Genomic DNA, 25,475 nt, shown 5'->3' with positions numbered 1-25,475 from the left:
AATTCTAGCCTTCCAAACTGAGTCCAACTTATGGCACCCAAACCGGGTTTTGAGGGCCATAAGTGCGACTCAGTTGGGACGGGTGCGGAGAGTTGGCGGCGGAGGATTGGTCAGCGGCGGAAGCGGAGGGTGACCAGCTGGAACGGGCGCAGCGTCAGCTCGGCACCGCCCGGGCCCGGCACGACGCCCGCCGGAGCCGCCACCGCTTCCTCGAGCAGGTCCGTCACCTCCACGCTCCGGACCGGGAAGTGAGCGGTGACCAGCCCGGTGCTGCGTTGCCCGAGGGACTCGTAAAGCCGGACGACGACGTCCCCGGACCCGTCCTCGGCCAATTTCACCGCCTCGATCACCAGGGCCCGGTTGTACACCGTGAACAGCGGCTGCACCGGCGCGGCCCCACGGACGTGCAACGCTTCCAAATTTGTCCGGTAGCCCTCCTCCACCGCGTCCGCAATAGCGGCACCGGGCCGGACGGTGACCCAGAACCCGTGCGGTCCCTGATCGGTAAAGGGATCCGGGCTCCTGGGGGCGCGCAGCAGCGAAAGCCGCACCGTCGTCGTCGTGCCCTGGTCGGAAGAGCGGACCGCGCGGGTCACGTCATGGCCGTAGCTGTTGCTGTTGCTCACCGCCACCCCGTAGCCCGGCTCCGCCACATGGATCCAGCGGTGCGCGCAGATCTCGAACTTCGCCGCTTCCCACGACGTGTTGGTGTGAGTGGGCCGGTAAACGTGGCCGAACTGCGTCTCCGCCGCGGAACGGTCGGCGCGTACGTCGAAGGGAAACCCGAGCTTGAGCAGCTTCTCACTTTCCTGCCAGTCCACCAGCGTCTGGATCGAGAGCGACGGCGAGCCGGCGGCCAGCCGGATGCGCTGGGTCACCGGGGAACTGCCCACGAGCCTTTCGATCACGACGACGGGCTCCCGCCCCATCCGCTCCAGCGTCACCGACCTCGCCGCGGCGCAGCTGGTGACGTTGTGCCGGTAGAACTCGTCGATGTCCCAGGCGTCCCAGGCATTGGGCGTATCCCGATGCAGCTCCAGGTGGTTGCCGAAGCTTCCGGGCGCAATCGCCTCCCGGCCGGTGGCATAATCCAGCAGCGACGTCAGCAGGCCATTGGCGTCGACGGCCGCGCGGATGATGCCATTAGCCAGCACATAGCCGCCGTCCGCTTCGGTGATCCGCACCGGTTCATCCGGCAGTACCATTGGTCCAATGCCCAGGGCAGGGACGCCGGCGCGCTCATGCGGGGCGGCGTTGACCAGAAGCGGTTCGTCGCCGGCTCCGGCCAGGGCCTGCACCGTTTCCCGGATCAGCGGGTACAGTTCACCGGCGATCGCGTCGTAATTGCGCTCCGCATCCCGGTGCACCCAGGCGATGGAGCTGCCGGGCAGGATGTCGTGAAACTGCTGCAACAGCACCAGCTGCCAGAGGCGCTTGAGCTGTCCGGCCGGGTACTCCATTCCAAGTCGGACGGCGGCAGTCGCCGCCCACAGCTCCGCCTCGCGGAGCAGGTGTTCGCTGCGGCGGTTACCCAGCTTGGTGTTGGCCTGGCTGGTGTACGTTCCGCGGTGCAGTTCCAGGTACATTTCCCCCAGCCAGACCGGCGGATCCGGATACTCCGCTGCGGCCTGCGCGAAGAACTGGGCCGGCGATCCGATGGATACCGTGGGGGATCCTTCCAAGTCGGCGGCGCGGTAGGCAGCGGCGATCATTTCCCGGGTCGGCCCACCGCCGCCGTCGCCGTAGCCGAAGGGCACCAAGGAGAGCGTGCCACGGCCATGTTCCCGGTAGTTGCGCTGGGCGTGGGCCAATTCGGCCGCGCTGAGCTCCGAGCTGTAGGTGTCAACCGGCGGGAAGTGCGTGAAGATCCGGCTACCGTCGATCCCCTCCCAGAGAAACGTATGGTGCGGCATCCTGTTGACCTGATTCCACGAAATCTTCTGCGTGAGGAACCATTCCATGCCGGCGGCCCGGGCAATCTGCGGCAATGCGCCGGAGTAGCCAAAGGAATCCGGCAGCCAGGTTTCCCTGCACTCGACGCCGAATTCACGCCGAAAAAAACTCTTCCCCTCCACGAATTGCCGGGCCATCGCCTCGCCACCGGGCATGTTGGTATCGGCTTCGACCCACATACCTCCGACCGGCACAAATTGGCCGGTGGCGACCTTGGCCTTGATCCGCACGAACAGATCCGGATAAAACTCCTTTATCCAGGCCAGCTGCTGCGCCGAGGAACAGGAGAAGACAAAGTCCGGGTGGTCGTTCATGAGGGCCAGTACATTGGCGAAGGTGCGGGCGCATTTGCGGATGGTCTCCCGCACCGGCCACAACCAGGCCGAATCGATGTGCGCATGCCCGGTGGCGACGACGTTATGCGCGGATGCGTATGCGGGGCGGCTTAGCACCTCGGCCAGCGCGGCCCGGCCGGCCACTGCGGTGCCGGACACGTCGGTCGGATCCATCACGTCCATCATCGTTTCCAACGCCCGGAGAATCTCGGACCGGCGGGGCAGATCCACCGGCAAAACGTGCATCAGCCCGTTCAGCGAGCCGACGTCCTGGCACAGTTCCCAGACCTGCAGGTCCCGCTCGGCCAGCACAATCGGGCCCAGCCGGTACTGCGGCAGCGCGCCCGCTGTGGCCTTGTCACCCAGCGGCGTAGGAGCAAAGACGAAGCCCCGGGCCACATCCGGGTTGGCAGCGGCCTCCACCAGAAACTCGATACCATCCCCGGAGCCAAGCAGATCCACCGAGACGTGCTGATTACGCGGCGAGATGGCCTTGGCGATGGTCCCGTCCAGGCGCCAGGCAATTCCTTCGCATTGGAAGCCCGGAATTTCGATGGTGAAACCCAGATCGACGACGGCTTCCAGGGTCCGGCCTTCCCCGCCCCAGCCCGCTGGCACGGTTCCGCTGATGCGGAGCCATTTGGTGGACCATGGAGCACCCCACGGCTCCCCGCCGACGACGGGAACATAGTCCTGATCCACCGCTTCGGCAAAGGACACGGGCTCATCGGGTACATTCCAGCCGGTGACGGTCAGCGGCAGGGCACGGGCGTAAACCGCCGGTAGCAGGCGATCGGCGACAAAGCGGTTCAGCCGGGCCTCGGTCAGCAGACGGTCATCATGCACTGGGCACTCCTCATAGATGTGAAGACTCGGACCGTTCGCCGTGCTGTCCACCCTAGTAAGGGAGCCACCGATGGACAACGCAGCAATCAGGAAACGAGGACCCGCTCCGGATGGGCGTACACATTCAGGCTGCCGCCGCGGCTGAAGCCGACAAGAGTCAGTCCCGAGCTTTCGGCCAGTTCAACGGCCAACGACGACGGCGCGCTCACCGCCGCGAGGACAGGGACGCCGGCGAGGGCAGCCTTCTGTACAAGCTCGAAGGACGCCCTCCCGGATACCTGGAGCACCGTCGAGCGCAACGGCAGCCGGCCCTCCCGCAGCGCCCAGCCCACCACTTTGTCCACGGCATTGTGCCGCCCCACATCTTCGCGCAGGCACAGCAGTTCGCCGGTGCTGTCGAACAGGCCGGCGGCATGCACGCCCCCGGTCCGCTCGAACAGCTTCTGCTGCCGCCGCAGCCTGTCCGGGAGCGACGCCAGCACCTCCATGGTCAGCAGAGGAAATCCCTGCACCGCCGCAGCCGACGCAAAGTGGGAGGACTTCCGGACGGCCTCGATGGAGGCGGTCCCGCAGATTCCGCAGGAGCTGGTGGTGTAGACATGGCGCTGCAGTCCGGTATCCGGCAGCGCGACATCGGGACGAAGCTGCGCCTGCACCACGTTGAAGGTCTGCCGGCCGTTTTCATCTTCGCCTGCGCAAAAGCGCAGCGACACCAGTTGCCCGGGCTCCCAGATGACACCCTCGGAGACCAGGAAGCCGGCAACCAGGTCAAAGTCATCACCGGGCGTCCGCATGGTCACGCTGAAAGGATCGTCCCCCAGTCGGATTTCCAGCGGCTCTTCGACGGCCAACGTGTCCTCGATCTGGTGCACCGTCGCCGCCGGCGCAGCAACACCATCGCGGCCCGCGGCAGCACTGTGGCTGGCGGAAACACTGTCGCCCGCGGCAACACTGTGGCTGGCGGCAGTCAGCCTGACCTTGGCCATCCTGACCCGTTGTGTAAGCCGTCCCATGCGTCCTCCTGCGGTGCTCAAAGTTTTTGTATTGTGTCGGATTTGTGGCCGTGGCTGCTTTGTGAACTGAGGCTGCTTTATGCTCAGTCAGGCCTACGCTCGGAGTCGGGCTTCAGCCAATCAGCCCGACAACAGGCAACCGTGCCGGTCCTGAACGGCGCCGGGGCCCTTGGCTTCACCAGGGCAGCGGAATCGTACTCAGGGCTTCACCCATTTTGGCCCCGTGCGGCGGCACAAGCATCACTCCGTCCGCGGCGGCCAGGCCGCGCAACATGCCGGAATCGGCAAATTTTGCCGGCGATGCGAGTCCGTAAACCAGCCGATAGGGCAACAACCGGGTGCGGCCCGGGCTCTCAGGAATCGGGGTACCGCAGAAGACTTCCCCGGTTCCCGGCCGGTCGCAGCTGCCCAGTCCCGCGAGCAGCGGCGCGGCGACGGTCAACAGTCCCATCATGGCCGCCAGCGGATTTCCGGGCAGGCCCACCAACAGGCGTCCGTCCGGGAACTCTGCGAGTAAAGTCGGATGTCCAGGGCGCATGGCGATGCCATCAACGATCATCGTCCCACCCAAGTGCGCGATGGCCGCCCGCAGGAAATCAGCGCTGGACCGGCCGGTCGCACCGGTTGTGATCACAACATCGGCCGGGTTGCCCGCGGGGTCGTCGAGTGCGTCTAGCATGGCTGCCAGACTGTCGGCAGCGCGCTGCTGGGCCACCACCGACGCGCCCAACATGCGGACCACCGCCGCCAGCTGGGGCGAAAAGGTATCCCGGACCTGTCCAGGCTCCGGCAAGCCGGCGGGAATCACCTCATCGCCGGTAAAAACGAGTTTCACCGCGGGCCGGCCGAGCACGTGGACCTCATCGAGTCCGGCCAATGCTGCAAGCGCGATATGAGCCGGGTTGAGGGTCTGGCCGGCCAGCACGAGCCTGTCGCCGACGGCAGCTTCCTCGGCCTGCCTACGGATGTGCTGGCCGCCCTTGGGCTCCCCCGGCCTGGCCCTTTCGCTGAGCACCAGCACCGGCAGCCCGTCGTCGTCTGTGCTCAGTTCGCCTGATTCACTGCGCAACACGGCCTTGGCGCCGACAGGGATGAGGCCACCCGTGACCACCGGGCTGGCCTGACCCGGGGACAGCCGTCGGCCGGGCTCGGCCAGGATCCACGGCGGACTGCCGGTGACGGCCCAACCGTCCATGGCCGACGACGCATAGTGCGGCATGTCCTGCAGCGCGAGGATGTCCCGGGCCAGGATCCGTCCGATTCCCTGCTGGAGCGGGACCGGGTGCGCGGGCAACGGTGCGGCGCAGTCGTAGGCCCGCGCCCTTGCCTCCTCCCAGCTGTGCGGCAAACGCAACGCGGGTGCCGGCTCGGTGGCCGGGCCTACGGCAGACTCAACGCCCGCGCGACCGTCTGGGGCACCGGCGGTGGGATCTTGTGCGACGGGTCCGTCACCGAAGTTCCCGGCTGCTGCCGCAGCACCCGACGGTTCCGCCGCCATGAGGGCCGGCGCCGGGTTGGCGCGGCCCACTAATCCTCCCCGCCGGCTTCGGCAACCGCTAAATTCCCGGCCAGTTCCAGCGCCGCCCGCATGGCTGCAGCTTCGGCTGCCTGACCTGAACCGGCAGCCAGCCCGGCTGCGAGTCCGGCGATAAACGTCGTCAGTGGAGCGGCCGGGCGCACCACAGCGTGCGCGGCCTCGCCGGCAACCTTGAGAACGGCATTGGTATCAATCGTCAGGTCGGCAATCTCAAAGGCCTGCAGCAGCGTGTGGACCCAATCCTCCAGCACTTCTTCCTGGCTCTTCATGACTGTTCCTCCGTGCATATCGGTCTGGATCGCTGGCTGCGACAGGCTTTGGTTACGATTCTGGCTCATGCGTGTTAAAGCCGGCGTCACTCATCGTCGGCGGCATCGGGTGGGCTGAGCCCCGGAATGCCGTCAATTCCCAGAGCCGCCGCATCACCCCAACTGTCAACGTCCGCAGTGCTGCCGGCAGGAACGTCCACACGAACCAAGTCCAGACTAGCAATCAGGCGGAACACCGAGGCATTCTTTAGCGAGCCGGACGCTCGTGCCAGTTCAACGGCACGAAGGAGCGGCGCCATCCGGTAAACCGCGGCCAACGGCTGATCACGTCCTTGATCTGAAGCCAGCCAGCCCTCCACACCCTGTGGTAGGTGCTCCGCTGCTGCGGTTTCGAGCCGGCGAAGCAACGAGGAGACGACTGTGGAGACGTGGGGCATGTCGCAGGCGAGCACCAAAACGCATTCGCCACCGGCACCCGTATCGGGTGCGGCGCCGGCAGTGGCAGTGCCCGTGAGCAGGGCCAAGCCGGCTGCCATTGCGGCAGCGGGCCCCGAATATGGCGGGTCCTCACGGACCAGCAACACCTCCGGCGCCGGTATGGTCGATGGAACGGAGGCCTCCGGCGAGGATTCGCCGCCGGCTCCCGACGGTCCCAGCAGACTCAGCAGCTGCTGCACCGGACCGACCACGACGATGGAAGGTCGACGGACCTGGCTGCGTTCACCGGCGTGCAGTGCTCCTCGTGCGGCATCGACAGTACCGGAAAGCAGGCTCACTCCGCCGACCAGCAGCGCCGCTTTCGCGATTCCGCCCAGACGCGATGACCGCCCGCCGGCGAGGATTATCGCCCCGACAATGGCGAACCGGGCTGAACCGGCCAACTCAGGCAAAGCCCAGACGTTCCTCACTACCGCCGTCGTCCGCGCTTTCGGCGGCAGCCGGCTGCATCTCGTGCAGGCCGATCAGGACACCAGCGGGGTCCACAACGTAACAGGCGCCACCAGCCGCACCTTTGTTGAAGCGCGGATACACAATGGCGCCCCCGTTGCTGACAACAGCGGCCATTGCGGCCTCCAGATCGGGAACGGCGATGACAGGCGTGGCGTGCGGATCGCCGTCTTGGGAAGCCATCAGTCCGGTGTCAACGCCGGACGCGCTACCGTGCTCCGTCATCAGATACTCCGGCGTGCCGAAGGGCTGCGGGTCCCAGCCAAAGGTGGCCTGCATAAAGGTACGTGTCGCAGCCATATCGGGACTGTGAATCTCCACAAACGTGACCGGCTGCATCATCATGGCGTCCTAACCTCGGCGTATGGGTACAGCTTACGCCGCCGACTCCTGCCGAAGGAACGGTACCCACTCCGGCACCGGCTTATCCAGCTCCTTGATCTGCCAAAAACCGCTGCGCGGAGGCTGCGGGGTGGTATGCAGTTTCCACCCCATCTGCGCGGGTGTGTGGTCCCCCTTGAGTCCGTTGCAGCGCAGGCAGCACGCCACCAGGTTCTCCCAGCTGTCGATCCCGCCCCTGGACCGGGGTTCGACGTGGTCCACTGTGCTCGCGGTCTTGCCGCAATAGGCGCACCGGTGATCATCGCGGCGCAGCACGCCGCGCCGGGTAACGGGGGCCGGACGGTTATACGGAAGCCGCACATATCGCGTCAGCAGGATCACGGACGGCCTACCCAGAATCCCGCTCGGGCCCACCACGGGGTCGTCGGTTTCGGCGATGACGCTCGCCTTCCCGGTGAGGACAAGGACCAGCGCCCGGCGGAAAGTCACAACTGCCAGGGGCTCATATCCAGCATTCAGAATGAGAGTGCGCATGCACAAGCTTCTTCCGGCAAGTTCCGGGACCGTTGCCGGAGAGCCGGCTGCCCTCCGCGTGCCCGAACCGTGGATCGTCAGGATAAGACTAAACACTCGATGCCCGATTCGCCCAATCCGGTGATGGACTGCCTCAGTCACCAACCAGGCATTGCCGCAGTCACCAACCGGGCGCTGCCGCCGTCGTCCGTCCCGGCGCTGGCGGCGCTTAACTCTCGTTCCTGCGTCCTCGCCTAACCCGACGCTGCACGCGTTTAAGCAGCAAAAGGTCCCCGCAATCCGCGGGGACCTTTTGAAAGCTGCTTCAGCCGTTGACGCAGATTATGCTAGTGGCCGATCGCAATGAAGACCGGGCCGGAACCCAGGTACGCGGTGAACAGCTCAGTGTTACCACCGTTGAATCCGCCGTGGATTGCCTGGCCATTGCCGACATAGACGGCGATGTGGGGCACACCGGCGCCTGCGTTGTCGTAGTAGATCAGATCGCCAGGCTGGGCTTCAGCGGCGGAGACCGTACGTCCCAGGGACATGTAGCCGGCCGGCCAGCCGTGGTAGAAGATGCCCGCGGCGGCAAGGGCGTTGCTGGCGAGTGCGGTGCAGTCCTGGTGGACTCCGAGCTGCGAGTAGGCGGCTGCGGCGATAGTGGCGCCGACTCCGCTGGCGGCAGCAGGGGCTGCGGCGGGAGCAGGGGCTGCGGCGGGAGCAGGGGCTGCGGCGGGAGCAGGGGCTGCGGCGGGAGCAGGGGCTGCGGCCGGAGCAGCCGCTACAGGGGCAGCCGCTGCAGGGGCAGCGTTGTTCGTGTTCGCGACGGCTTCCTGGACGACCGGTGCGATCTGGTCGGCCTGCGCCTCAACGGGAGCTACCGGCGCAGGCGGCGGGGCCGGAATCGACGTCACAGTCGGCTTGACGAACGACACCGCGGCGGTCGCGTCGGCGGTAATGGCCTGCAGCGCTGCCGCTTTGACGTTAAGGGTCGAGGATGCGTCGGACACCCGCGTCATCGAGGGCTCAGCGGCGTTAGCGGCGATACCGCTAGTCAGGACCAGACCGGATGCGGCTGCAATGACTGCGGCCTGGCGGCCTACGCCGCCCGCATTCGAAGTTACGGCTTTTGCAATAACTGAAATCGATTTGGTCTTTGACACCACGGCGCGGTGCCGTGCAATAGGTGCACGAGAGGTCATGTGGTACTCACTTTCAATGTCTTCAAGCTGAAGGGGCAGCTTCCGGGCAAGGGCCTCGGCGGATTTTTTTCGCGGGCCATCGGCCCGCTTGGAATGTGCTGGCGGTTACGGAAGGGTGTAGAAGACGGAGGTTCCGGTAGCGGTGGCCGGCAGCAGTACTGTGCCGACGCTCGGGTTCAGCGCACTGATGACCATCCCGTTACCCACGTAGATGCCGACGTGGACTCCGCCGTTCTGTACAACCAGATCGCCGGGCTGCGGGTTGGATGTCTGAACCATTCCGCTCCACTGGTTGGTCCGCGGAACGGAAATTCCTGCTTGGGCGTACGCCCACTGCACAAATCCTGAACAGTCCCAGCCCGAGGTGCTGGTGCCGCCCCAGACATAGGGATGTCCGATTCCTGCATAGGCGGCCGCTGCGACGCCCGCATGCCCACTGCCCACGACAGGAGCGGCAACGGCCTCGGTCTTTGCGACGGTTTCGGCTGCGGTGTTCTGAGCAGCAGTCACCTGGTCGGTTGCTTCGGCGAGCGGTGCAACTGCAGCGATCGGTGCTGCTGCGGCGATCGGTGCTGCTGCGGCAATCGGTGCTGCTGCGGCGACTACAGGAGCCGGCGTGGAGCTGACAGCGGGACGGTCGAAGGACACCGCGGCGGTGGCCGGTGCCGTGATCGACAGCGGAGCAACCTGAACGGCTGCGGACGCATCGGTGGTGACGCGACCGGTTTCTGACGCCTGCGCCGGAAGTCCGATGCTTAGGATCAGGCCCGAAGCCGCGGCGATGACCGCTGCCTGCCGGCCCACGGTCCCCGCATTGGAGGATACGGCCTTCGAAATGGCCGAAAGCGGGTTTTTACTGACCGTGGCCACTCTATGGCGACCAAGGGTATTGACTGATGACACGGCTGAAGCCTCTCCCAATGCCTGCGAGGTAAGCTGTCGGATTCGGATGGGAGTCACCCGGCCGCTCCACATTCTGCGGAATTTCTTCCGATGAACGCTTCGCGGCTTCACCCCAAGGACTTCTGACGAAGTCCGTTATTGGTTCCCCCGCCCCTGCCAGACGATTGTTGCGAACGGACCGTGAGCGGTGGCAGAGCTAGGCAATCCACTCATGGGCGCCAACTTCTGTACAACTTGGCGCGAGTAAGACGCTACAACAGATTCAACGCAATGTCACATTCTGGTCACGGTGAGCTGTGGATGGCGCTGTGAAAAAGTGCTGGCGTCAGAGCCAGCCGAGGGGGTCAACAAGGGTGCCGTTGACCACTACCTCGAAGTGCAGATGGCAGCCCGTCGAGGAGCCAGTGGTGCCGCTGAGAGAGATCCGTGCCCCGCGCTCCAGCGTCTGGCCGACGGTCACGCCGATCTGTGAGAGGTGGTTGTACGTGGTCGACAGGCCGTTGCCGTGATCGATCACAATACGGTTTCCGCCGCCGTAGGGATGCCACCGGGCGAAGGTCACGGTGCCGCCGGCCGCACCATGAACGGCACTGCCGCAAGCCACACCGTAGTCTTGGCCGGTATGGACCTCCCCCATCTCTCCGGTCAACGGGTTGATGCGGCTACCGAAGCCCGAGGTCTGCTGTAGGGTATCCAGCGGCGCACTCAGGACACCTTTGGCTGCGGCAGCAGTGACCTCGGCGGCGGACACGGCGAGAGTCTGATGCAGCTTGCCGTCCGCGTCGGGCCGGCTGCTCACCTGGGGACGATCAAATGCCATCGGCACGCCCGGATCCGCCGTAATGACGGCATCTTCGGCCGCTGCACGCCCGGCTGCACCGACGGACAGAGTCGCCGCCGTCGTCGGCATGGTCACGGCCAGTGCCAGGCCGGTCGCCGCCAATGCCATGCCCGCTGTCTGGCTAATCCCGGCGGAAACGGCCCCACGGAACAGCCCCCGCACCGAGGGGTGCCGGCGATTGCTCCGCCGTTCGCGGTGGATGGTGTTGCGTCGGCAGATTGGGGCAGCGGGTGACGCGGGAGCCACAGGTAACCCGCGTCTGCGGCCATGCCGGTGAATCGTGGACAAGGTTGAGCCTCTCTCGTACGCCTGCGGAGTCAGCTGTCGGATTCGAGTCTGGGGAATGATCTGCAGCTCGGCCCGGAGGGCACGGCACGGCCCCGTCGTATCCGAATGGAATAGCCGCCTCAGCCGTCTCATGCCCGGACGGACTTCACCCCAAGGCAGCGTGTCTTCAGCTGCCGTTGAGTGGGTCCCCCGCCCTTGCCATGCGGTTTTTCCTATGTTCCGCTGGCAAGGTTCGGCGACGGAAAGGTAACGCTTTGGTATCAGCGCCAGGTAGCTACTATACGGTAGAAACTTTTCCCCGTAACGGATTCGTTATAATTCCTATGGACAACTCATCCGTCGTCCCACCTTCACTAGGTTTGGCGGTGGCTGCTAGGTGCTACAGTACAGGCGACAAACGCGAGACCGGGTTCCGCGCAGAGCGTAATCAGCTCACGGAGACAAACACATGGGCAGCAACCTCGGGCGGAAGCTCCAATGCGCCGTCGATATCGGGCACCCGCACGGAGATGTAGTCGCCCACCAGGGCCAGCGAAATCCGCGCGCCCGGGCGCAATCCGCCCTCGTCGAGCTGGGTCAGCAATTCCGGATCCACTTGAATCCGCTCGGACAGCCGGCAGATCTCCACCCTTGACGATGCGGTGTACAGCGGCATGGCGTCCAACAGATTGATGACCCCGTCGGTGAAAGCCTTCGACGAGCGTCCGCCCAAAGCCTCAAGGCCCGGAATGGGGTTACCGTAGGGCGACTCCTCCGGATGGCCCAGCAGCTCGTAGATCCGTTTCTCCACCCGCTCGCTCATGACGTGTTCCCAGCGGCAGGCCTCGTCGTGGACGTAAGCCCAATCCAATCCGATCACGTCGGAGAGCAGCCGCTCCGCCAAGCGGTGCTTGCGCATCACCAGGGTTGCCTTATGCCGGCCCGTCTCGGTCAGCTCCAGATGCCGGTCCCCGGAAACGACCACCAGGCCGTCGCGCTCCATCCGGCCGATGGTCTGCGAGACAGTAGGCCCCGAGTGGTGCAGGCGCTCGGCAATCCGAGCCCGCAGCGCCACGATGTTTTCCTCTTGCAGCTCCAGGATGGTTCTCAAATACATTTCTGTCGTGTCGATCAAGTCGGACAAGTCAACACCTTCCTGGCGCTTCGATAGGAAACCTGCGCGCACGATTTTCATGATGCGGGCCAGCAACGGAACCTGCGACTTTTTCGTGCCGGCCCTTGCACTCTCTGCTCTAGGTTAGCTTGCTTGTCAGATGGCGGAAAATTATTCCACTGAAGCCGCCGGACCACAGCGAGGCTGAACTTTACGTCGTGCGACACGGACCGGTTAACGCTGAGGTGCCACGCCACGGCAGAATTATGACCAACCAATAACGCCCCGCCGTTCAATCCTCTTGGAGCTACCCGTGAGCCAATCCACTGCCCTGACCATCCCGGCACCGCTGCTGCCCCTGGACGGACGCTTTGGCGCCGGACCTTCGAAGGTACGGCCGGAGCAAGTGGCGGCGCTGGCTGGCGCCGGGCACAACCTGCTGGGCACATCACACCGTCAGGCGCCGGTGAAAAACCTGGTTGGCGAAGTACGCGCCGGGCTGAGCCGGTTCTTCAGGGCACCGGACGGGTACGAGGTGATCCTCGGCGTCGGCGGGTCCACGGCGTTCTGGGACATTGCCGCCTTCGGCCTGGTGGAGCGGAAGGCCCAGCACCTGAGCTTCGGCGAGTTCGGTTCCAAATTCGCCGCGGCCACCAACAAGGCTCCTTTCCTGGACGCCTCTTCCATCATCACGTCCGGGCCCGGTACCCGGCCGGCGGCCCAAGCCGAGGCCGGCGTGGACGTTTATGCCTGGCCGCAGAATGAGACCTCCACCGGCGTGGCCGCGCCGGTGCAGCGCGTTTCCGGGGCCGACGAGGGCGCTCTGATGGTCATTGACGCCACGTCGGCGGCCGGCGGCCTCGACGTCGACATCGCCCAGGCCGATGTGTACTACTTTGCGCCGCAGAAGAATTTTGCGTCCGACGGCGGCCTGTGGCTTGGTCTGTTCTCTCCGGCCGCGCTGGAGCGCGCAGCAAAGATCCAAGCCGGCGACCGCTGGATTCCGGACTTCCTGAACCTGCAGACAGCGGTCGATAACTCCCGATTGAACCAGACGTACAACACCCCGGCGCTGTCCACGCTGGTGACACTCAATGAGCAGATCAAGTGGCTCAACGCCAGTGGCGGCCTGGACTTCGCGTCCGCCCGCACTGCCGACTCGGCCGGCCGCCTGTACGCCTGGGCCGAGCAGTCCCCGGTCGCCACCCCCTACGTGAGCGACCCGGCTGACCGTTCCAACGTCATCGTCACCATCGACTTTGATGATTCCGTGGACGCGGCGGCGGTGGCCAAAATCCTACGCTCCAACGGAATTGTCGACGTCGAGCCGTACCGCAAGCTCGGCCGCAATCAGCTCCGGGTGGCCACGTTCGTCGCGATCGAGCCCGACGACGTGACCGCGCTGACCAAGTGCATCGACTACGTCATCGGGAACCTCTAGCCCCAGTCACCGAATCGACAACGCAGTTGAGGCGCATGTTTTGGGGAACATGCGCCTCAACTGCGTCCCGGATGAAGGGGTCAATCGCTAAATGTAACGGGTCAGTTGTGGGTGTCTGCCTCGGCGTCGGCAGCATCCTGCCCCAGTGCCTCTTCCTGTTCCAGCAGCGCCGTGGCCAACGCGGCTGCGTTCTCGGGCAGACCGTTCTCGGGCGCACCGGACGTCTCCGGCAGGAGGAGGCCAGCCAGCTCTGCCGCCTCCTCGTCATCCCCCGGCCGGACCCGGTCCGCCCACGGCACCCAGTCCGGCGCGAGCACCGAGTTTTCTGATGGCAGCAGCCCCACCTCATTAACCGTCGCGGTTTTGGACCGGGACACCCGCGCCAGCACGGCAAACCACTGCCAGCCCACGTACCCGCTCATCCTGCACTCAAAAAGGTGCGTTGCGACGCGCTCGCCCTCGCTGCGGACTCCGAGGTGCGCGCCGATCTGCCGTTCGTCAGCGATCCCCAGCACGCCCTGTCTGGCAACGTCGACGGCGGCCGCCAGCACGGCGTCGGGCTTCCCGGTGCGCCACAGCGGCACGCCGGGCCGGCCCTTCGGCCGCTTTCCCGCACCGGGCTGGGCGGGCACGGCGGGCACCGTGGACCCGGCGGGTACGGCGGGCACCGTGGATCCGGCGGGCACCGTGGACCCGGCGGGCACCGTGGATCCGGTGGACCCGGCGGGCACCGCTGCGGGAGTTAAGGAATCGGCCATCACGCGTCGAAGTTTTCGGCGACCTTGCGCAGCGCAGCCGCAATCCTGCCGGCGTCGCCGTCCGGGTATTTGCCGTTGGTCAGACCCCCGACGGATTTCTCCAGCATGCTCACCAGATCCTGCACAATCGGCGCCAGTTCCATGGGCGGCATCCGCTTGGCCTTCGCGACCGACGGCGCCTTGTCGAGAATCCGCGCGGCCATCGCCTGGGCACCCTTGCGCCCGTCGGCGACCCCGAATTCCATCCGCATGCCCACCTTGACCTCGGAAACACCGTCCGGCAGCGCATTGGCGTGCAGGAACACTTCCTTGCCGTCATCGGTGGTCAGGAAGCCGAAGCCCTTTTCGTTGTCATACCACTTGACTTTCCCGGTTGGCACTTCGTTTACCTCGTTCATCGTCTTGCTCGGGTCCCCCGCGGCTGCACGTAAACCTCAAAGGAAAGCCTTCAATTGGGCGCGACGGCGTTGGGCGTGTTGGTCTGCTCCCTCTAGGTTAGCGTGTCGTCCCCGGCGCCGCGGCTTTGCCGCCAAGGTGTCCGCTGTTAGCGTTAACGGCATGACTGAGAACGGCCGTGCCATGCCTGACTCCGGCCGCAGCGGGCTGGTCTTCAATGTAGCTGCTGCGGTACTCGCCGTTGTCTGTGTGGCGTCGCTGGCGAGCGTACTGCTGGTCAAGGTCGCCGGCGGTAGGCCCTGGATCGCGTTGGACTGGATCGCCATGATTGGGTTGCCGCTGGCATTCGTCCTGATGGGGATCGGCGTGTTGCGCGCCATCGCCCGCCGCCGTCGGCTCTGACCGGCCTGCCCAAAGGGCGACTGCCACGGCCCGTTGGACTGCGGAAAATCGCCCCTTCGGGCGCGGCTGCGGCCCGCTATCAGGGACACCGTCACGTGTTCAGATTAGGCTGCCCACGGTACCGTTAGAGCGATGTCCTCTATTCGGATTTTGACGGCGGAACTGGCGGCGCGAAGTGACAATGCTTTGCGCATGCTCTTCGATGCACGCCCGGACCTGATCTCCCCGGCCGTTCCCGATTTTGCCGCCCTCGCGGCCCGAGCCTGCGCCAGAGTCAGTGTCGCCCGGGCCCTGGACAAGCTCAATCAGCCGCAGAGCCAGGTGCTCGAGGTGCTGCATCTGACCACCAACGAGGATTTGGGACTCAGCGCCACGGCATCGATGCTCAAGCCGTTGATGGCCGGCAGCACGGTGTCAACCCTCGACGCCATCCTCAGAGACCTGCACGCCCGGGCCTTGCTGTACCGTGATCCGGCCCAGTTCGGACAGCCAGTCAAATCGCGGGCATACCTGCCGGTCAGCAGTCTCAAGGACGTCATCGGCCTGCACCCGGCGGGACTGGGCCGGAGATACGTGGAGCTGGTCCGCACCCAACCGTCGGTCGGGGTGCGGCTGCTGCAGACCCTGAAGGCGCTGCAGCAGTCCGGAGCGGGGGTGAAGGATGCTTCAACGCCGATGGAAGCGGCACTGGCGATGCATGCCTGGGTTGACGCCCCCGGGACGCTGGAGCGACTGCTGTCCGGCGCCCCGGAGAATACGCAGGGCATGTTGGACCGGTTCAGCGCCGGTGCCATGGGCGCCATCCCCAACGCTCAGCGGATAGCCGGCCCCGGGATCAACGACGCCTCGCCGGTGGATTGGCTGCTGGCGCGCGGGCTGCTGGTTCCGCTGAACAACGAGCACGTGGAGTTGCCCTCCGACGTGGCGATGGTGCTTCGCGGCCGCGTCATTGTCCGCGATTTCAGCGTGGCACCCCCGGCACCGCAATTAAGAGCCACCAGCTCCTCGCTGGTGAGCAATGCCGCGCTGGGATCCATTGCCGAGGTGCTGCGGCTGGAGACCGAGCTGCTGGCGCAGGTCCAGAACACGCCACTGGCAACGCTGCGCGCCGGGGGCGTCGGCGTGCGTGAGGTCCGTCGGCTGGCCGACGCGTTGCGCATCGATACGGAAATGACGACACTGCTGCTGGAGCTGGCCGCGCTGGCCTCTTTGCTGGTACTGGACGTGGATACGTCCCGCTGGCGTGTGGCGCAGACGCATTGGCAGCAACTGCCCCGGGAGCAGCAATGGCTCTGGCTTGCCACGTCCTGGCTCAAGGCGGACCGGGCGCCCGCCCTGGTAGGTCAGCCATCCTCCCGGGACGGCTCGGGCGGCGGCAACGCTTCCGGTTCGGCAGGATCCGGCACCGGCTCCAAGACCGCGGGGACGGGGCTCATCAACGCACTGGGGGCGGAGGCATATCGGCCCGATGCACCCGTGTTGAGGAAGCAAACACTCGCCATCATGCTCGAGCTCAGCGACGAAGCGGCTGCGGCAAGCACGGATGCGGGTGACACGGGCACATCACCGTCAGCCGCGAGTGCGCCGGGCATGGTGCCCGTGCTCGACGGCGCCGCCATCCTGGCGCGCTTCCAGTGGCGGCAGCCGCGGCTGGCACGGCGGCTCCCGCGCCTGCTGCCGGGGTTTCTGCACGAAGCCGAGCTGCTCGGGCTGACAGGATCCGGCTCGCTCACCGTGATGGGCTCCGCCGTCGCCTCCGGTAAGCCCGAGGAGGCACTCGCCGCGCTGCACGCGGCGCTGCCACGACCGCTGGCCCATGTGCTGCTGCAGGCCGATCTGACCGCCGTCGCACCCGGTTACTTGTCCCCCGAACTGACTGCAGAACTGAACCTGCTCGCGGCGGCGGAGGGCCAGGGTCCGGCCACCATCTTCCGGTTCAGCGCCGCGTCCCTCCGGCGCGCCCTGGATGCCGGGCAGGACGCCGAGGGGATCCTCGATTTTCTGGCCCGGCACTCGGCGACGGATATTCCGCAGCCGCTGCGCTACCTTGTGGAGGATACCGCCGCGCGCCATGGCCGGCTCCGCGTCGGAACCGCCTTCAGCTATCTGCAGAGTGAGGATGAGATGATGCTCCAGGAGCTGCTGCAGATCCCGGTGCTCAAGCATTTGGGGCTGGTGGCGCTGGCCCCCACGGTGTTGACCACCAAGTCCGGTGCACGCGAGGTCGCCGCGGCGCTGCGTGAGCTGGGGATGGCGCCGGCCGTCCTGGAGTCCGACGGCGGCGGCCCGGTGAAGGTGCCTCAGTCCGGTCCAGCGGTGGTCCAGCCGGGCAGGGCCTCCGCGCGGGAGCCGGCCGAAGAAGATATTGCCGCTCAGCTCTCCGCGCTGCGGAGCAAACCGTCGTGGGTTCCGGCCGGCCCGGAGACGGGGCCGCAATTGGGTCTCGAGACCCTGCGCCAGGCCATCAGGCTGAAGAAGTCCGTCAATATCTCGATTGTGGACAGCAACGGCAATCATGATCAGCAGGTGCTGGTACCGCTGTCGGTCAGCGGCGGCCGGGTCCGCGTCTATGACCCAGGCCGCGAGATTGAGCGGGTGGTTTCCATCCACCGCGTGATGGACGTGGAGCTGGCCGAACCAGGGGCGCCGACCGGCGATCGGACCGACGCGCTGGCTGCCACCGAAGTCGCGCTCGCTGACACCGAAGCGAGGGATAGATGACCGACGGCCCGCTGATCGTCCAGAGTGACAAAACCATCCTGCTGGAGGTGGATCATCCCCAGGCCACCGAGGCCCGGCACGCGATTGCCGCGTTTGCCGAGCTGGAACGGGCCCCCGAGCATATGCACAGCTACCGGCTCACGCCGCTTGGGCTGTGGAACGCCCGCGCCGCCGGGCTGGACGCGGAGCAGGTCCTTGACACCTTGCTCAAGTACTCGCGGTTCCCGGTGCCGCACGCGCTGCTGATCGACGTCGCGGAAACCATGTCCCGGTACGGCCGGCTCCGGCTGGAAAAGGATCCCGTGCACGGACTGGTCCTGCGCACGGACGACTACCCGGTGCTGGAGGAAGTGATCCGGGCCAAGAAGATCGAGCCGCTGCTGGGCCCGCGCATTGACCCGATGACCGTCGTCGTGCACGCCTCCGCGCGCGGCGCGCTCAAGCAGCTGTTGCTGAAAATCGGCTGGCCCGCAGAGGACCTCGCCGGCTATGTCGACGGCACGCCGCATCCTGTGGCGCTGCTGGAAGAGGGCTGGAAACTGCGTCCGTACCAGCAGCTCGCGGTGGAGAATTTCTGGGCCGGCGGTTCCGGCGTCGTCGTGCTCCCCTGCGGCGCGGGCAAAACGCTCGTCGGCGCCGCCGCGATGGCCGTCAGCGGCACCACCACGTTGATCCTGGTCACCAACACCGTCTCCGCCAGGCAATGGAAGGACGAGCTGCTCAAGCGCACCACGTTGACGGAGTCCGAGATTGGTGAATACTCCGGTGCCGTCAAGGAGGTCCGGCCGGTCACCATTGCCACCTATCAGGTCCTGACCATGCGGCGCGGCGGGCTGTATCCGCATCTGGAGCTGTTGGATGCCAATAACTGGGGTCTGATCATCTACGACGAGGTGCACCTGCTGCCCGCGCCGATCTTCCGGATGACGGCGGATCTGCAGGCACGACGACGGCTCGGGCTAACAGCGACGCTGGTCCGGGAGGATGGCCGGGAAGGCGAGGTTTTCTCGTTGATTGGGCCTAAACGCTACGACGCCCCATGGAAGGACATCGAGGCGCAAGGCTACATCGCGCCGGCGGACTGCGTGGAGGTCCGGGTGGATCTGCCGCGTGACGAACGGATGGCCTACGCCATGGCCGACGATGCGGACAAATACCGGCTCTGCGCCACAAGCGAGACCAAGACCGCTGTGGTGGAGCGGCTGGTCAAGTCCCATCAGGGTGAGCAGCTGCTGGTGATCGGGCAGTACATCGATCAACTCGATGAAATTGCCCAACACCTTGATGCCCCCGTCATCAAGGGCGAGACAAGTGTTAAGGAACGGCAGCGGCTCTTCGGCGAGTTTCGGAAGGGGATCATCCATACCTTGGTGGTCTCCAAGGTGGCGAATTTTTCCATCGACCTGCCGGAGGCGTCCGTAGCAATTCAGGTCTCCGGCTCCTTCGGCTCCCGGCAAGAGGAGGCGCAGCGGCTTGGTCGGCTGCTTCGGCCCAAGGCGGACGGGCGGTCAGCGCGGTTCTACACCCTGGTGGCACGTGACACCCTGGATCAGGACTTTGCGGCCAAGCGCCAGCGCTTCCTGGCGGAGCAGGGCTATGCCTACCGGATTCTGGATGCGAAGGACATCGCCACGACCGGATAGGGCTGCGTGTTGACGTGGCACGCAGCCCGGCACAATCGAGCGTATGATCGGCTCAATATTTCAGTTGTTCAGCGTGCAGTTTTCGGCATGAAGTTGTTCAGCGTGAAGAACGGGCTCGGGGCAGGGAGATCATCGTGGATACGGAAGCCAATGTGGTCAGGCACTACTCGCGCGGGGATCTTCAGGAACGGCTACTCGAGGCCCTGCAGGCCGAGGGCCGCGACCCGGACCACCTGCACCAGGAGGACCTCGCCGGCGCGGATGAGTTCCACATCGGCGGCATCAAAGCCACCGAGGACCTTGCAAGCAGCGCCGGCATCCACAGCGGTTCCCGCGTGCTGGACGTGGGCAGCGGCATCGGCGGCCCGGCCCGGCATTTCGCCCATCGCTTCGGGGCAACGGTCCATGGCGTCGATCTGACCCCGGAATTCGTCCAGGTTGCCCGGTCGCTGACCGAGCTGACCGGGCTAGGCGGGCAGGTTACCTTCAGCCAGGGCAGCGCGCTGGCGCTGCCGTTTGGCGACGACGAGTTTGACGTCGCCACCATGCTGCATGTCGGGATGAACATCGACGATAAGGCTGCGCTGTTCGCCGAGGTATTCCGAGTCCTCAAGCCCGGTGGCGTCTTCGCCGTCTACGACGTGATGCGGATGAGCGACGACGAACCCACCTTCCCGCTGCCATGGTCCACGGTGCCGGCAGACTCCTTCGTCGGGACACCGTTGGAATACTCCGAGGGGATGGAAGCGGCCGGCTTTGCGGTCGACTCGGAGCGGAACCGCCGCGATTTTGGCATCGCTTTCATGGAGCGCGGACAGGCGCGGACTGCGGAAAAGGGTCCGTCGCCGCTCGGCCCGCTGCTGGTCCTGGGCCCCGATGGGCCGCCGCGGATGGCCAATCTGCTCGCAGCGTTCCGCGCCGGCGTCCTGGCCCCGGTGGAGATCTTTGCCCGCAAGCCATGATCGGTCGAGCATCCCAGCGCGTCGAGTGACGTGGCTCCGATACCGCGATCTAGTCCGCTGCCAGAACCTGCTGCAGGGCTGCCAGGGCAACCGGTAGCTCAGGCAATTCCGGGTGCCAGGCCTTCTCCCATTCCAGCGAGAACCACGGATCGGCGTTGCCCTGCGCTGCGCTCAGCGCCGTGGCCAGCTGTGCGATTTCGCGCAGCGGAACGCTGCCCTGCCCGGGCAGCCGGAGGGTGACGTCCGTCGGCGCGGAGCCTATTTGCCCGTCCTTGAACTGGCTGTAGGCATAGTATGGGGCCACATGCCGCGCCGTCTCCCGCGGGGTCTCGCCGTAACGCCAGGGGTGCAGCACGTCCCAGATGATGCCCACGCCGGACGGGCCCGGTTCCGCGTCGGCCGCAACTGCGGCCAAAACCGCGCCCGGGTCATCCACCAGCGCCAAAATGCGCGCGACATCCGCTCCCCGTGGATGCGAATCGTGCGTTTCCAGCAGCAGCCGGACTCCCAGATGCCCGGCCTCGCCCAGCACCGCCGACAGCCGCCGGGCACCTGCCGCGTCGAAGCCCGACATATCAGCCGTCGCCAAGGGATCTACGCCTGCCCCCGGGAAAACCCGCATCCCCCGCGCTCCTAAATCGGCAGCAAGCTGCAGGTTCGCACGCAGGCCGGCCAGCACCTCGTGGTCCGGTCCCGGCGCGCAGATCCTGACGTAGCTCGCCAGGGCCAGCACCTCCACCCCGGCATCCTCAAGTGCCTGCCGAAGCTCCACGCGCCCGGCTGCGGTCAACCCCAAAGGTGTGATGCCGCCGTCGTCCACCCGTAGTTCGAGCCCACGGGCCCCAAACCGCCGTGCCCACTGGATCAATTGCGTTACGGAAGCGTCAGGCGCACCCAAAGTGGAAAATGCCAACCGCATGTAACTCCTTCCGGTCTTTGCCTCAGGCGCAAACCGCCCCGCAGCCACGGTTCCAGTCTTACCGAGGGTGGACTCGTGCGCTACTTCTTAAATCCTCTCCCGACGGCGTGATATGCCTGTATCGTCGGAACGGATCATTCCGGGCGCCGGCTACCCATTTCGCCCACTTGATGAAGGACCCATGGTCAGCAATCAATCTGCCGCGTCAGAGCGCGTCCGTCCAAACATTCTCTTTGTCCTCAGCGACGATCAGGGCCCGTGGGCGTTGGGCTGTGCCGGTAGCGACGAGATCCAGACACCTGTCCTGGACGGGCTCGCCGCGCGCGGGACCCGGCTGGAAAACTTCTTCTGCGTATCCCCGGTCTGCTCGCCGGCACGTGCCAGCCTGATGACAGGCCAAATCCCCTCGCGGCACGGAGTCCACGACTATTTGACCGGCGTCGAGGTCGGTGCCAACGCGCCGGACTATCTGGCGGGGCAGCCGTTGTTCACCGATGTGCTGGCCGAGGGCGGCTATCAGTTGGGGCTCTCCGGCAAGTGGCATCTGGGCGCCAATGACGCATCCCGGCGAGGTTTTGTGCATTGGTACGGGTTAGAGGGCGGTGGAAGCCCGTACCGGCAAGCGACGATGTACCGTGACGGCAGCCGGGAGACGGTGACCGATTACCTCACTGACGTCATCACCGCTGACGCGCTGGCATTTCTTGACGGCGCGGCCCCCGGACCGGACCCGTTTTTCCTGGCCGTAAATTACACGGCGCCGCACAAGCCATGGAAGGGTCAGCATCCGCGCGAGTTCGAGGCCCTGTACGACGACTGCGCCTTCGAGAGCTGTCCGCAGGAACCGGCGCACCCCTGGCAGCCCACCGTTGACGGCATTCCGATCGGTGGCGAAGCGGACGTCCGCGCCGCCCTGGTGGGTTATTTTGCGGCCGTCAGCGCCATGGATGCGGGCATTGGCGCCCTGCTGGAGCGGTTGGAGACCTTGGGGCAGACGGAGAACACGCTGGTCATCTTTTCCTCCGACAACGGTTTCAATTGTGGCCACCATGGCATCTGGGGCAAGGGCAACGGAACGTTCCCGCAGAACATGTATGACTCCTCCGTCAAGGTCCCTGCCATCTTCACGTGGCCTGGCCATATTGCGGCCGGCAGTGTTCGCCCGGAGTTGCTCTCCGCCTACGACGTAGCGGCCACCATCCTGGAACTGGCGGGGCTGGATAAGTCGGGGTTCGAAGATGGGCCCGGACAGTCATTCGCCGGGTTGATTGCCCACGAGGCCGGGCCTGTCCGGGCCGAGGTGAGCCGCACAGCACCGGCCCGCGCCGTCGTCGTCTATGACGAATACGGCCCGGTCCGAATGATCCGCACGGCAACGTGGAAGTACGTACACAGGTATCCGCACGGCCCGCACGAGCTGTACCACCTGGGCGTGGACCCGCAGGAACGCAGCAACCTCATTCACGAGGCAAGCGCCGGGGACACTCTCGCCGACCTGCGCGCGGAACTGGCGCGCTGGTTCAGCAAGCATGCCAGTGCAGCCTTCGACGGCGCCGCCCTGCCCGTTGCCGGCGCCGGTCAATTCCAACCCCTGGGAGCCGATCCCCTCGCCGCATTCACCGCGCCTAACTGGGACGGGACGGCCGGTGACAAGCGCCCATCGAGTGCGAAATAGGTGTCGTTTAGCGGCCCCGATCGGCCCGTGTTCGGGCATTTACCACGCCGGGTGGAGCCCGGCGTGCAGGGCATGATTAACTTGGGGCACGCCCCTGTCCGCACCGCGGAATCACCGGAAGGAGAAAGCCGTGACCAGTTGCTGTAGCCCCGCGCGGGACGGTGCCGCAGCCGCCCGCTCCGCCGTCGAGCCCGGCAACACCTTGGACTCCGTCGAGTCCAGCGACACCGCATCTTTCACCTCGGCCGGCCGCGCCCCGACCCCGTGCGGCACGCCTGCCGAAACCGGAGCCCGGGACGATGTGCATCTGCCAGCTGGCGAGTTTGCGATGGGCGATCCGTTCGACGAGGGCTACGGCGGCGACGGTGAAACGCCGGTCCATCGGGTTCGCCTGACCGCCTTCAGTATCGCCGCCGCCACGGTGACCAATGCAGAGTTTGCCCGGTTCGTTTCCTCGACAGATTTCCGCACGGAATCTGAGCTCTTCGGCAGTTCAGCGGTTTTCCACCTGGCTGTCCAGGCGCCGCGGGTGGACATCCTCGGTCCGGCCGCGGGCACACCCTGGTGGCTCAACGTCCGCGGCGCAGACTGGGCGCATCCCGCGGGCCAAGGCTCCAGGTGGCAGGACATCCCGGACCATCCGGTGACCCAGGTGTCCCATAATGACGCGCTGGCCTACTGCGCCTGGGCCGGGCGCCGGCTGCCGACCGAGGCGCAGTGGGAATACGCTGCGCGCGGCGGCAGCCCCGGAAGCCGGTATCCGTGGGGCGACGACCTGGTCCCGACCGGACCTGGAGGACAGCCGGAGCACCACTGCAATATCTGGCAGGGCACATTCCCCACCGAGAACACGCTCGACGACGGATACCTCACCACCGCTCCGGTCTACAGCTACTCCCCGAACGGCTTCGGACTGTACCAAACCAGCGGCAATGTCTGGGAATGGTGCCACGACTGGTTCCTGCCCAAGTACTACAGGACCTGCGCTACGGCGGGAACCATCGCAAACCCACAGGGACCAACGATCGGACGCGGACGAGTGATGCGCGGCGGCTCGTACCTGTGCCACGAGTCCTACTGCAACCGATACCGGTTGGCCGCCCGCAGTTCCAATACGCCGGACTCCGCCAGCGGGAACTGCGGCTTCCGGACCGCGGCAGTGGAACCGGTCCAGGCCCTGCCCTGACACGGCCAAGCGAATGGCTGCACGGTGAATGCTGATCAGCTGGGGGCGGACCGATTTTGACGGGCGATGTGCTCTGTTCCCCAACGACGGATGGCCGCTTGCGCGGCGCCGAGACTGCCGGCGTGTTCGGAATATGAGGTGACGCGGATTTCGCACGCGGGCAATCCGACCGCTGCCCTACGCGAATGCAACTGCGCCGCGGCTGCGGCGAGGAATGGTTCTCCCAGCTGGACCAGGTCACCGGTCAGAACGATGCTCTGTGGATCCAGCAGCATGGCCGCGGCTGCCAGTGCTTGGCCCAGCACGCCGCCGAGTTGGGTCGCCAGCCGGACGGCCGTGGCGTCCGGCGCGCCGATGGCGCTACTGAGTGCGGCTATCGACGCCGTGCCGAGCCCGGCTTCGCACGCAACGCGCAAAACGGCACCGGTACCCAATACGCTTTCAAGGCACCCGATGGCCCCGCACCAGCACTGCGGCCCTGCCGGATCGACGCAGATGTGCCCTAGTTCGCCGGCAGCTCCGAAAGTTCCCCGATAGATCCGACCGTCCAGCAGAATCCCACTGCTGATCCCTGCCGAGAGCATGACATACAGCAAAGTTCCGGTTGTTGTCTGCTCCCCCTCAGCGGCCAGCTCGGTAACGGCTGCCATTCGGATATTGTTGTCCCAGATGACCGGTGACCGGAAGAGGGCCCGTAAGGGCTCCAGTGAAAGACCCTCGGGATCAGCTTGGACAGCGGCATCGGGACGTTCGGTCTGGGCACTGTCATGACGGGTCGCAATGCCGACGCCGACGCCCAGCACAGCCGCCCGGTTTAGCCTGCCCTGCTGCAGCAGGTCTGCCAAGAACTCCACGGCGGTGGAGAGCCGCACTCCCGGGGATGCGTCGCTGGATACTGTCACGGAAAATTGATCCACCGGCCTACCGTCAAGAGCGACCACTGTCACACTGGTCCGGGATCGCCCCAGTTCGATGCCCACAGCCGCTCCTAGATCAGCCTTAATGGACAACCGCTGGGTGGGGCGGCCGTTGCGCCCCGTCCCGTACTCCGCCTTCCCGCTGGTTTCCAGGACCCCGTTTCCCAATAGCTTCCCAACTATTTGGGACAGCGTGGTACGGGAAACACCCAGTTGCTGTTGGAGCTCGCTGCGGGTGGCAGGCCCGTGGGTGAAGAGGAACTCCAGCATGAGGCGCTCAGCGGGGCTGGTGCCGGGGTCTGGTGAAATCGAAGTCATCTCTTGATACTAACGTCAACCCCATTTATGTAAATCATGTTGACGTAAGTC

The 25,475-nt window shown here is 65.8% G+C and carries 23 protein-coding genes and 2 riboswitches; of the genes, 8 read left to right on the top strand and 15 right to left on the bottom strand.

Going from position 1 to position 25,475, the window contains the following annotated elements:
• Positions 1–110: 110 nt before the first annotated feature.
• From QMG52_RS00460 to QMG52_RS00430, 7 genes are all read right to left on the bottom strand, one after another.
• Entirely contained in the window at positions 111–3,134 is a 3,024-nt protein-coding gene (locus tag QMG52_RS00460; protein WP_283558473.1) for an alpha-mannosidase, read from the bottom strand.
• 86 nt (positions 3,135–3,220) lie between these two features.
• Positions 3,221–4,147: a formate dehydrogenase accessory sulfurtransferase FdhD gene (gene fdhD / locus QMG52_RS00455; RefSeq protein WP_283558472.1), complete on the bottom strand. Its 927-nt coding sequence runs from the start codon at positions 4,145–4,147 to the stop codon at positions 3,221–3,223.
• A gap of 175 nt (positions 4,148–4,322) precedes the next feature.
• Complete coding sequence (locus tag QMG52_RS00450; protein ID WP_502920413.1) at positions 4,323–5,675, bottom strand: molybdopterin molybdotransferase MoeA; 1,353 nt, start codon at positions 5,673–5,675, stop codon at positions 4,323–4,325.
• Complete coding sequence (locus tag QMG52_RS00445) at positions 5,675–5,953, bottom strand: DUF6457 domain-containing protein (protein WP_283558471.1); 279 nt, start codon at positions 5,951–5,953, stop codon at positions 5,675–5,677. Before QMG52_RS00445 ends, QMG52_RS00450 begins: the two co-directional genes overlap by 1 nt.
• 86 nt (positions 5,954–6,039) lie before the next feature.
• On the bottom strand, positions 6,040–6,843 hold the full coding sequence (gene mobA, locus QMG52_RS00440) for a molybdenum cofactor guanylyltransferase (protein WP_283558470.1): 804 nt from the start codon (positions 6,841–6,843) through the stop codon (positions 6,040–6,042).
• Positions 6,836–7,246, bottom strand: a complete 411-nt coding sequence (locus tag QMG52_RS00435) for a VOC family protein (RefSeq protein WP_283558469.1) — start codon at positions 7,244–7,246, stop codon at positions 6,836–6,838. The genes mobA and QMG52_RS00435 overlap by 8 nt, the downstream gene beginning before the upstream one ends.
• A 30-nt stretch (positions 7,247–7,276) precedes the next feature.
• A complete protein-coding gene (locus QMG52_RS00430; protein ID WP_283558468.1) occupies positions 7,277–7,777 on the bottom strand; it encodes an HNH endonuclease in 501 nt (166 codons plus the stop codon).
• A 99-nt stretch (positions 7,778–7,876) separates the two neighbouring features.
• Here QMG52_RS00430 and QMG52_RS00425 point away from each other — a divergent pair, with 99 nt between their 5' ends.
• Positions 7,877–8,014 (top strand): hypothetical protein, encoded by a 138-nt coding sequence (locus tag QMG52_RS00425; RefSeq protein ID WP_283558467.1) that lies wholly within the window; start codon positions 7,877–7,879, stop codon positions 8,012–8,014.
• An 89-nt stretch (positions 8,015–8,103) separates the two neighbouring features.
• On the opposite strand, the gene QMG52_RS00420 is transcribed toward QMG52_RS00425, so the two are convergent.
• The 4 genes from QMG52_RS00420 to QMG52_RS00405 all read right to left on the bottom strand — a co-directional run bounded on the left by QMG52_RS00420 (position 8,104) and on the right by QMG52_RS00405 (position 12,116).
• Positions 8,104–8,961, bottom strand: a complete 858-nt coding sequence (locus tag QMG52_RS00420) for an NlpC/P60 family protein (protein WP_283558466.1) — start codon at positions 8,959–8,961, stop codon at positions 8,104–8,106.
• 105 nt (positions 8,962–9,066) lie between these two features.
• Positions 9,067–9,864: a C40 family peptidase gene (locus QMG52_RS00415; protein WP_283558465.1), complete on the bottom strand. Its 798-nt coding sequence runs from the start codon at positions 9,862–9,864 to the stop codon at positions 9,067–9,069.
• Positions 9,865–9,868: 4 nt separating this feature from the next.
• Positions 9,869–10,053: riboswitch (cyclic di-AMP (ydaO/yuaA leader) on the bottom strand.
• A 136-nt stretch (positions 10,054–10,189) separates the two neighbouring features.
• Complete coding sequence (locus tag QMG52_RS00410; RefSeq protein ID WP_283558464.1) at positions 10,190–10,813, bottom strand: M23 family metallopeptidase; 624 nt, start codon at positions 10,811–10,813, stop codon at positions 10,190–10,192.
• 183 nt (positions 10,814–10,996) lie between these two features.
• Positions 10,997–11,241: riboswitch (cyclic di-AMP (ydaO/yuaA leader) on the bottom strand.
• Between the two features lie 179 nt (positions 11,242–11,420).
• Complete coding sequence (locus tag QMG52_RS00405; protein WP_283558463.1) at positions 11,421–12,116, bottom strand: iron-dependent transcriptional repressor DtxR; 696 nt, start codon at positions 12,114–12,116, stop codon at positions 11,421–11,423.
• A 283-nt stretch (positions 12,117–12,399) separates the two neighbouring features.
• Between QMG52_RS00405 and serC the strand changes: the two genes are divergently transcribed.
• Positions 12,400–13,527: a phosphoserine transaminase gene (gene serC, locus QMG52_RS00400; RefSeq protein ID WP_283558462.1), complete on the top strand. Its 1,128-nt coding sequence runs from the start codon at positions 12,400–12,402 to the stop codon at positions 13,525–13,527.
• A gap of 101 nt (positions 13,528–13,628) precedes the next feature.
• Here serC and QMG52_RS00395 read toward each other — a convergent pair whose 3' ends face one another.
• Positions 13,629–14,285: a DUF3027 domain-containing protein gene (locus QMG52_RS00395; RefSeq protein ID WP_502920420.1), complete on the bottom strand. Its 657-nt coding sequence runs from the start codon at positions 14,283–14,285 to the stop codon at positions 13,629–13,631.
• A complete protein-coding gene (locus QMG52_RS00390) occupies positions 14,285–14,665 on the bottom strand; it encodes a cold-shock protein (RefSeq protein WP_283558460.1) in 381 nt (126 codons plus the stop codon). Before QMG52_RS00390 ends, QMG52_RS00395 begins: the two co-directional genes overlap by 1 nt.
• Positions 14,666–14,843: 178 nt before the next feature.
• On the opposite strand from QMG52_RS00390, the gene QMG52_RS00385 reads away from it, so the two are divergent.
• The 4 genes from QMG52_RS00385 (at position 14,844) to QMG52_RS00370 (ending at position 20,409) form a co-directional block, all read left to right on the top strand.
• Positions 14,844–15,083: a hypothetical protein gene (locus tag QMG52_RS00385; RefSeq protein ID WP_283558459.1), complete on the top strand. Its 240-nt coding sequence runs from the start codon at positions 14,844–14,846 to the stop codon at positions 15,081–15,083.
• A 192-nt stretch (positions 15,084–15,275) separates the two neighbouring features.
• On the top strand, positions 15,276–17,804 hold the full coding sequence (locus QMG52_RS00380) for a helicase-associated domain-containing protein (protein WP_349361634.1): 2,529 nt from the start codon (positions 15,276–15,278) through the stop codon (positions 17,802–17,804).
• Complete coding sequence (locus tag QMG52_RS00375) at positions 17,801–19,447, top strand: DNA repair helicase XPB (RefSeq protein ID WP_283558457.1); 1,647 nt, start codon at positions 17,801–17,803, stop codon at positions 19,445–19,447. Before QMG52_RS00380 ends, QMG52_RS00375 begins: the two co-directional genes overlap by 4 nt.
• Positions 19,448–19,581: 134 nt before the next feature.
• Positions 19,582–20,409, top strand: a complete 828-nt coding sequence (locus QMG52_RS00370) for a class I SAM-dependent methyltransferase (protein ID WP_283558456.1) — start codon at positions 19,582–19,584, stop codon at positions 20,407–20,409.
• A gap of 49 nt (positions 20,410–20,458) precedes the next feature.
• Here the strand turns inward: QMG52_RS00370 and QMG52_RS00365 are convergent, their stop codons facing one another.
• Entirely contained in the window at positions 20,459–21,328 is an 870-nt protein-coding gene (locus QMG52_RS00365) for a sugar phosphate isomerase/epimerase family protein (RefSeq protein ID WP_283558455.1), read from the bottom strand.
• A gap of 181 nt (positions 21,329–21,509) precedes the next feature.
• On the opposite strand from QMG52_RS00365, the gene QMG52_RS00360 reads away from it, so the two are divergent.
• Positions 21,510–23,003, top strand: coding sequence for a sulfatase-like hydrolase/transferase (locus QMG52_RS00360; RefSeq protein WP_283558454.1), 1,494 nt, complete (start codon positions 21,510–21,512; stop codon positions 23,001–23,003).
• A gap of 130 nt (positions 23,004–23,133) precedes the next feature.
• Positions 23,134–24,189, top strand: a complete 1,056-nt coding sequence (locus tag QMG52_RS00355) for a formylglycine-generating enzyme family protein (protein ID WP_502920412.1) — start codon at positions 23,134–23,136, stop codon at positions 24,187–24,189.
• A gap of 35 nt (positions 24,190–24,224) precedes the next feature.
• Here the strand turns inward: QMG52_RS00355 and QMG52_RS00350 are convergent, their stop codons facing one another.
• Entirely contained in the window at positions 24,225–25,424 is a 1,200-nt protein-coding gene (locus QMG52_RS00350; protein WP_283558453.1) for an ROK family protein, read from the bottom strand.
• Positions 25,425–25,475 lie beyond the last annotated feature (51 nt).

The sequence above is a fragment of the Paenarthrobacter sp. PH39-S1 genome (assembly GCF_030063245.1).
Classification (GTDB): domain Bacteria; phylum Actinomycetota; class Actinomycetes; order Actinomycetales; family Micrococcaceae; genus Arthrobacter_M.
Note: the sequence above shows the minus strand (reverse complement) of the source record. Positions and strands in the feature narration are given on the sequence as shown.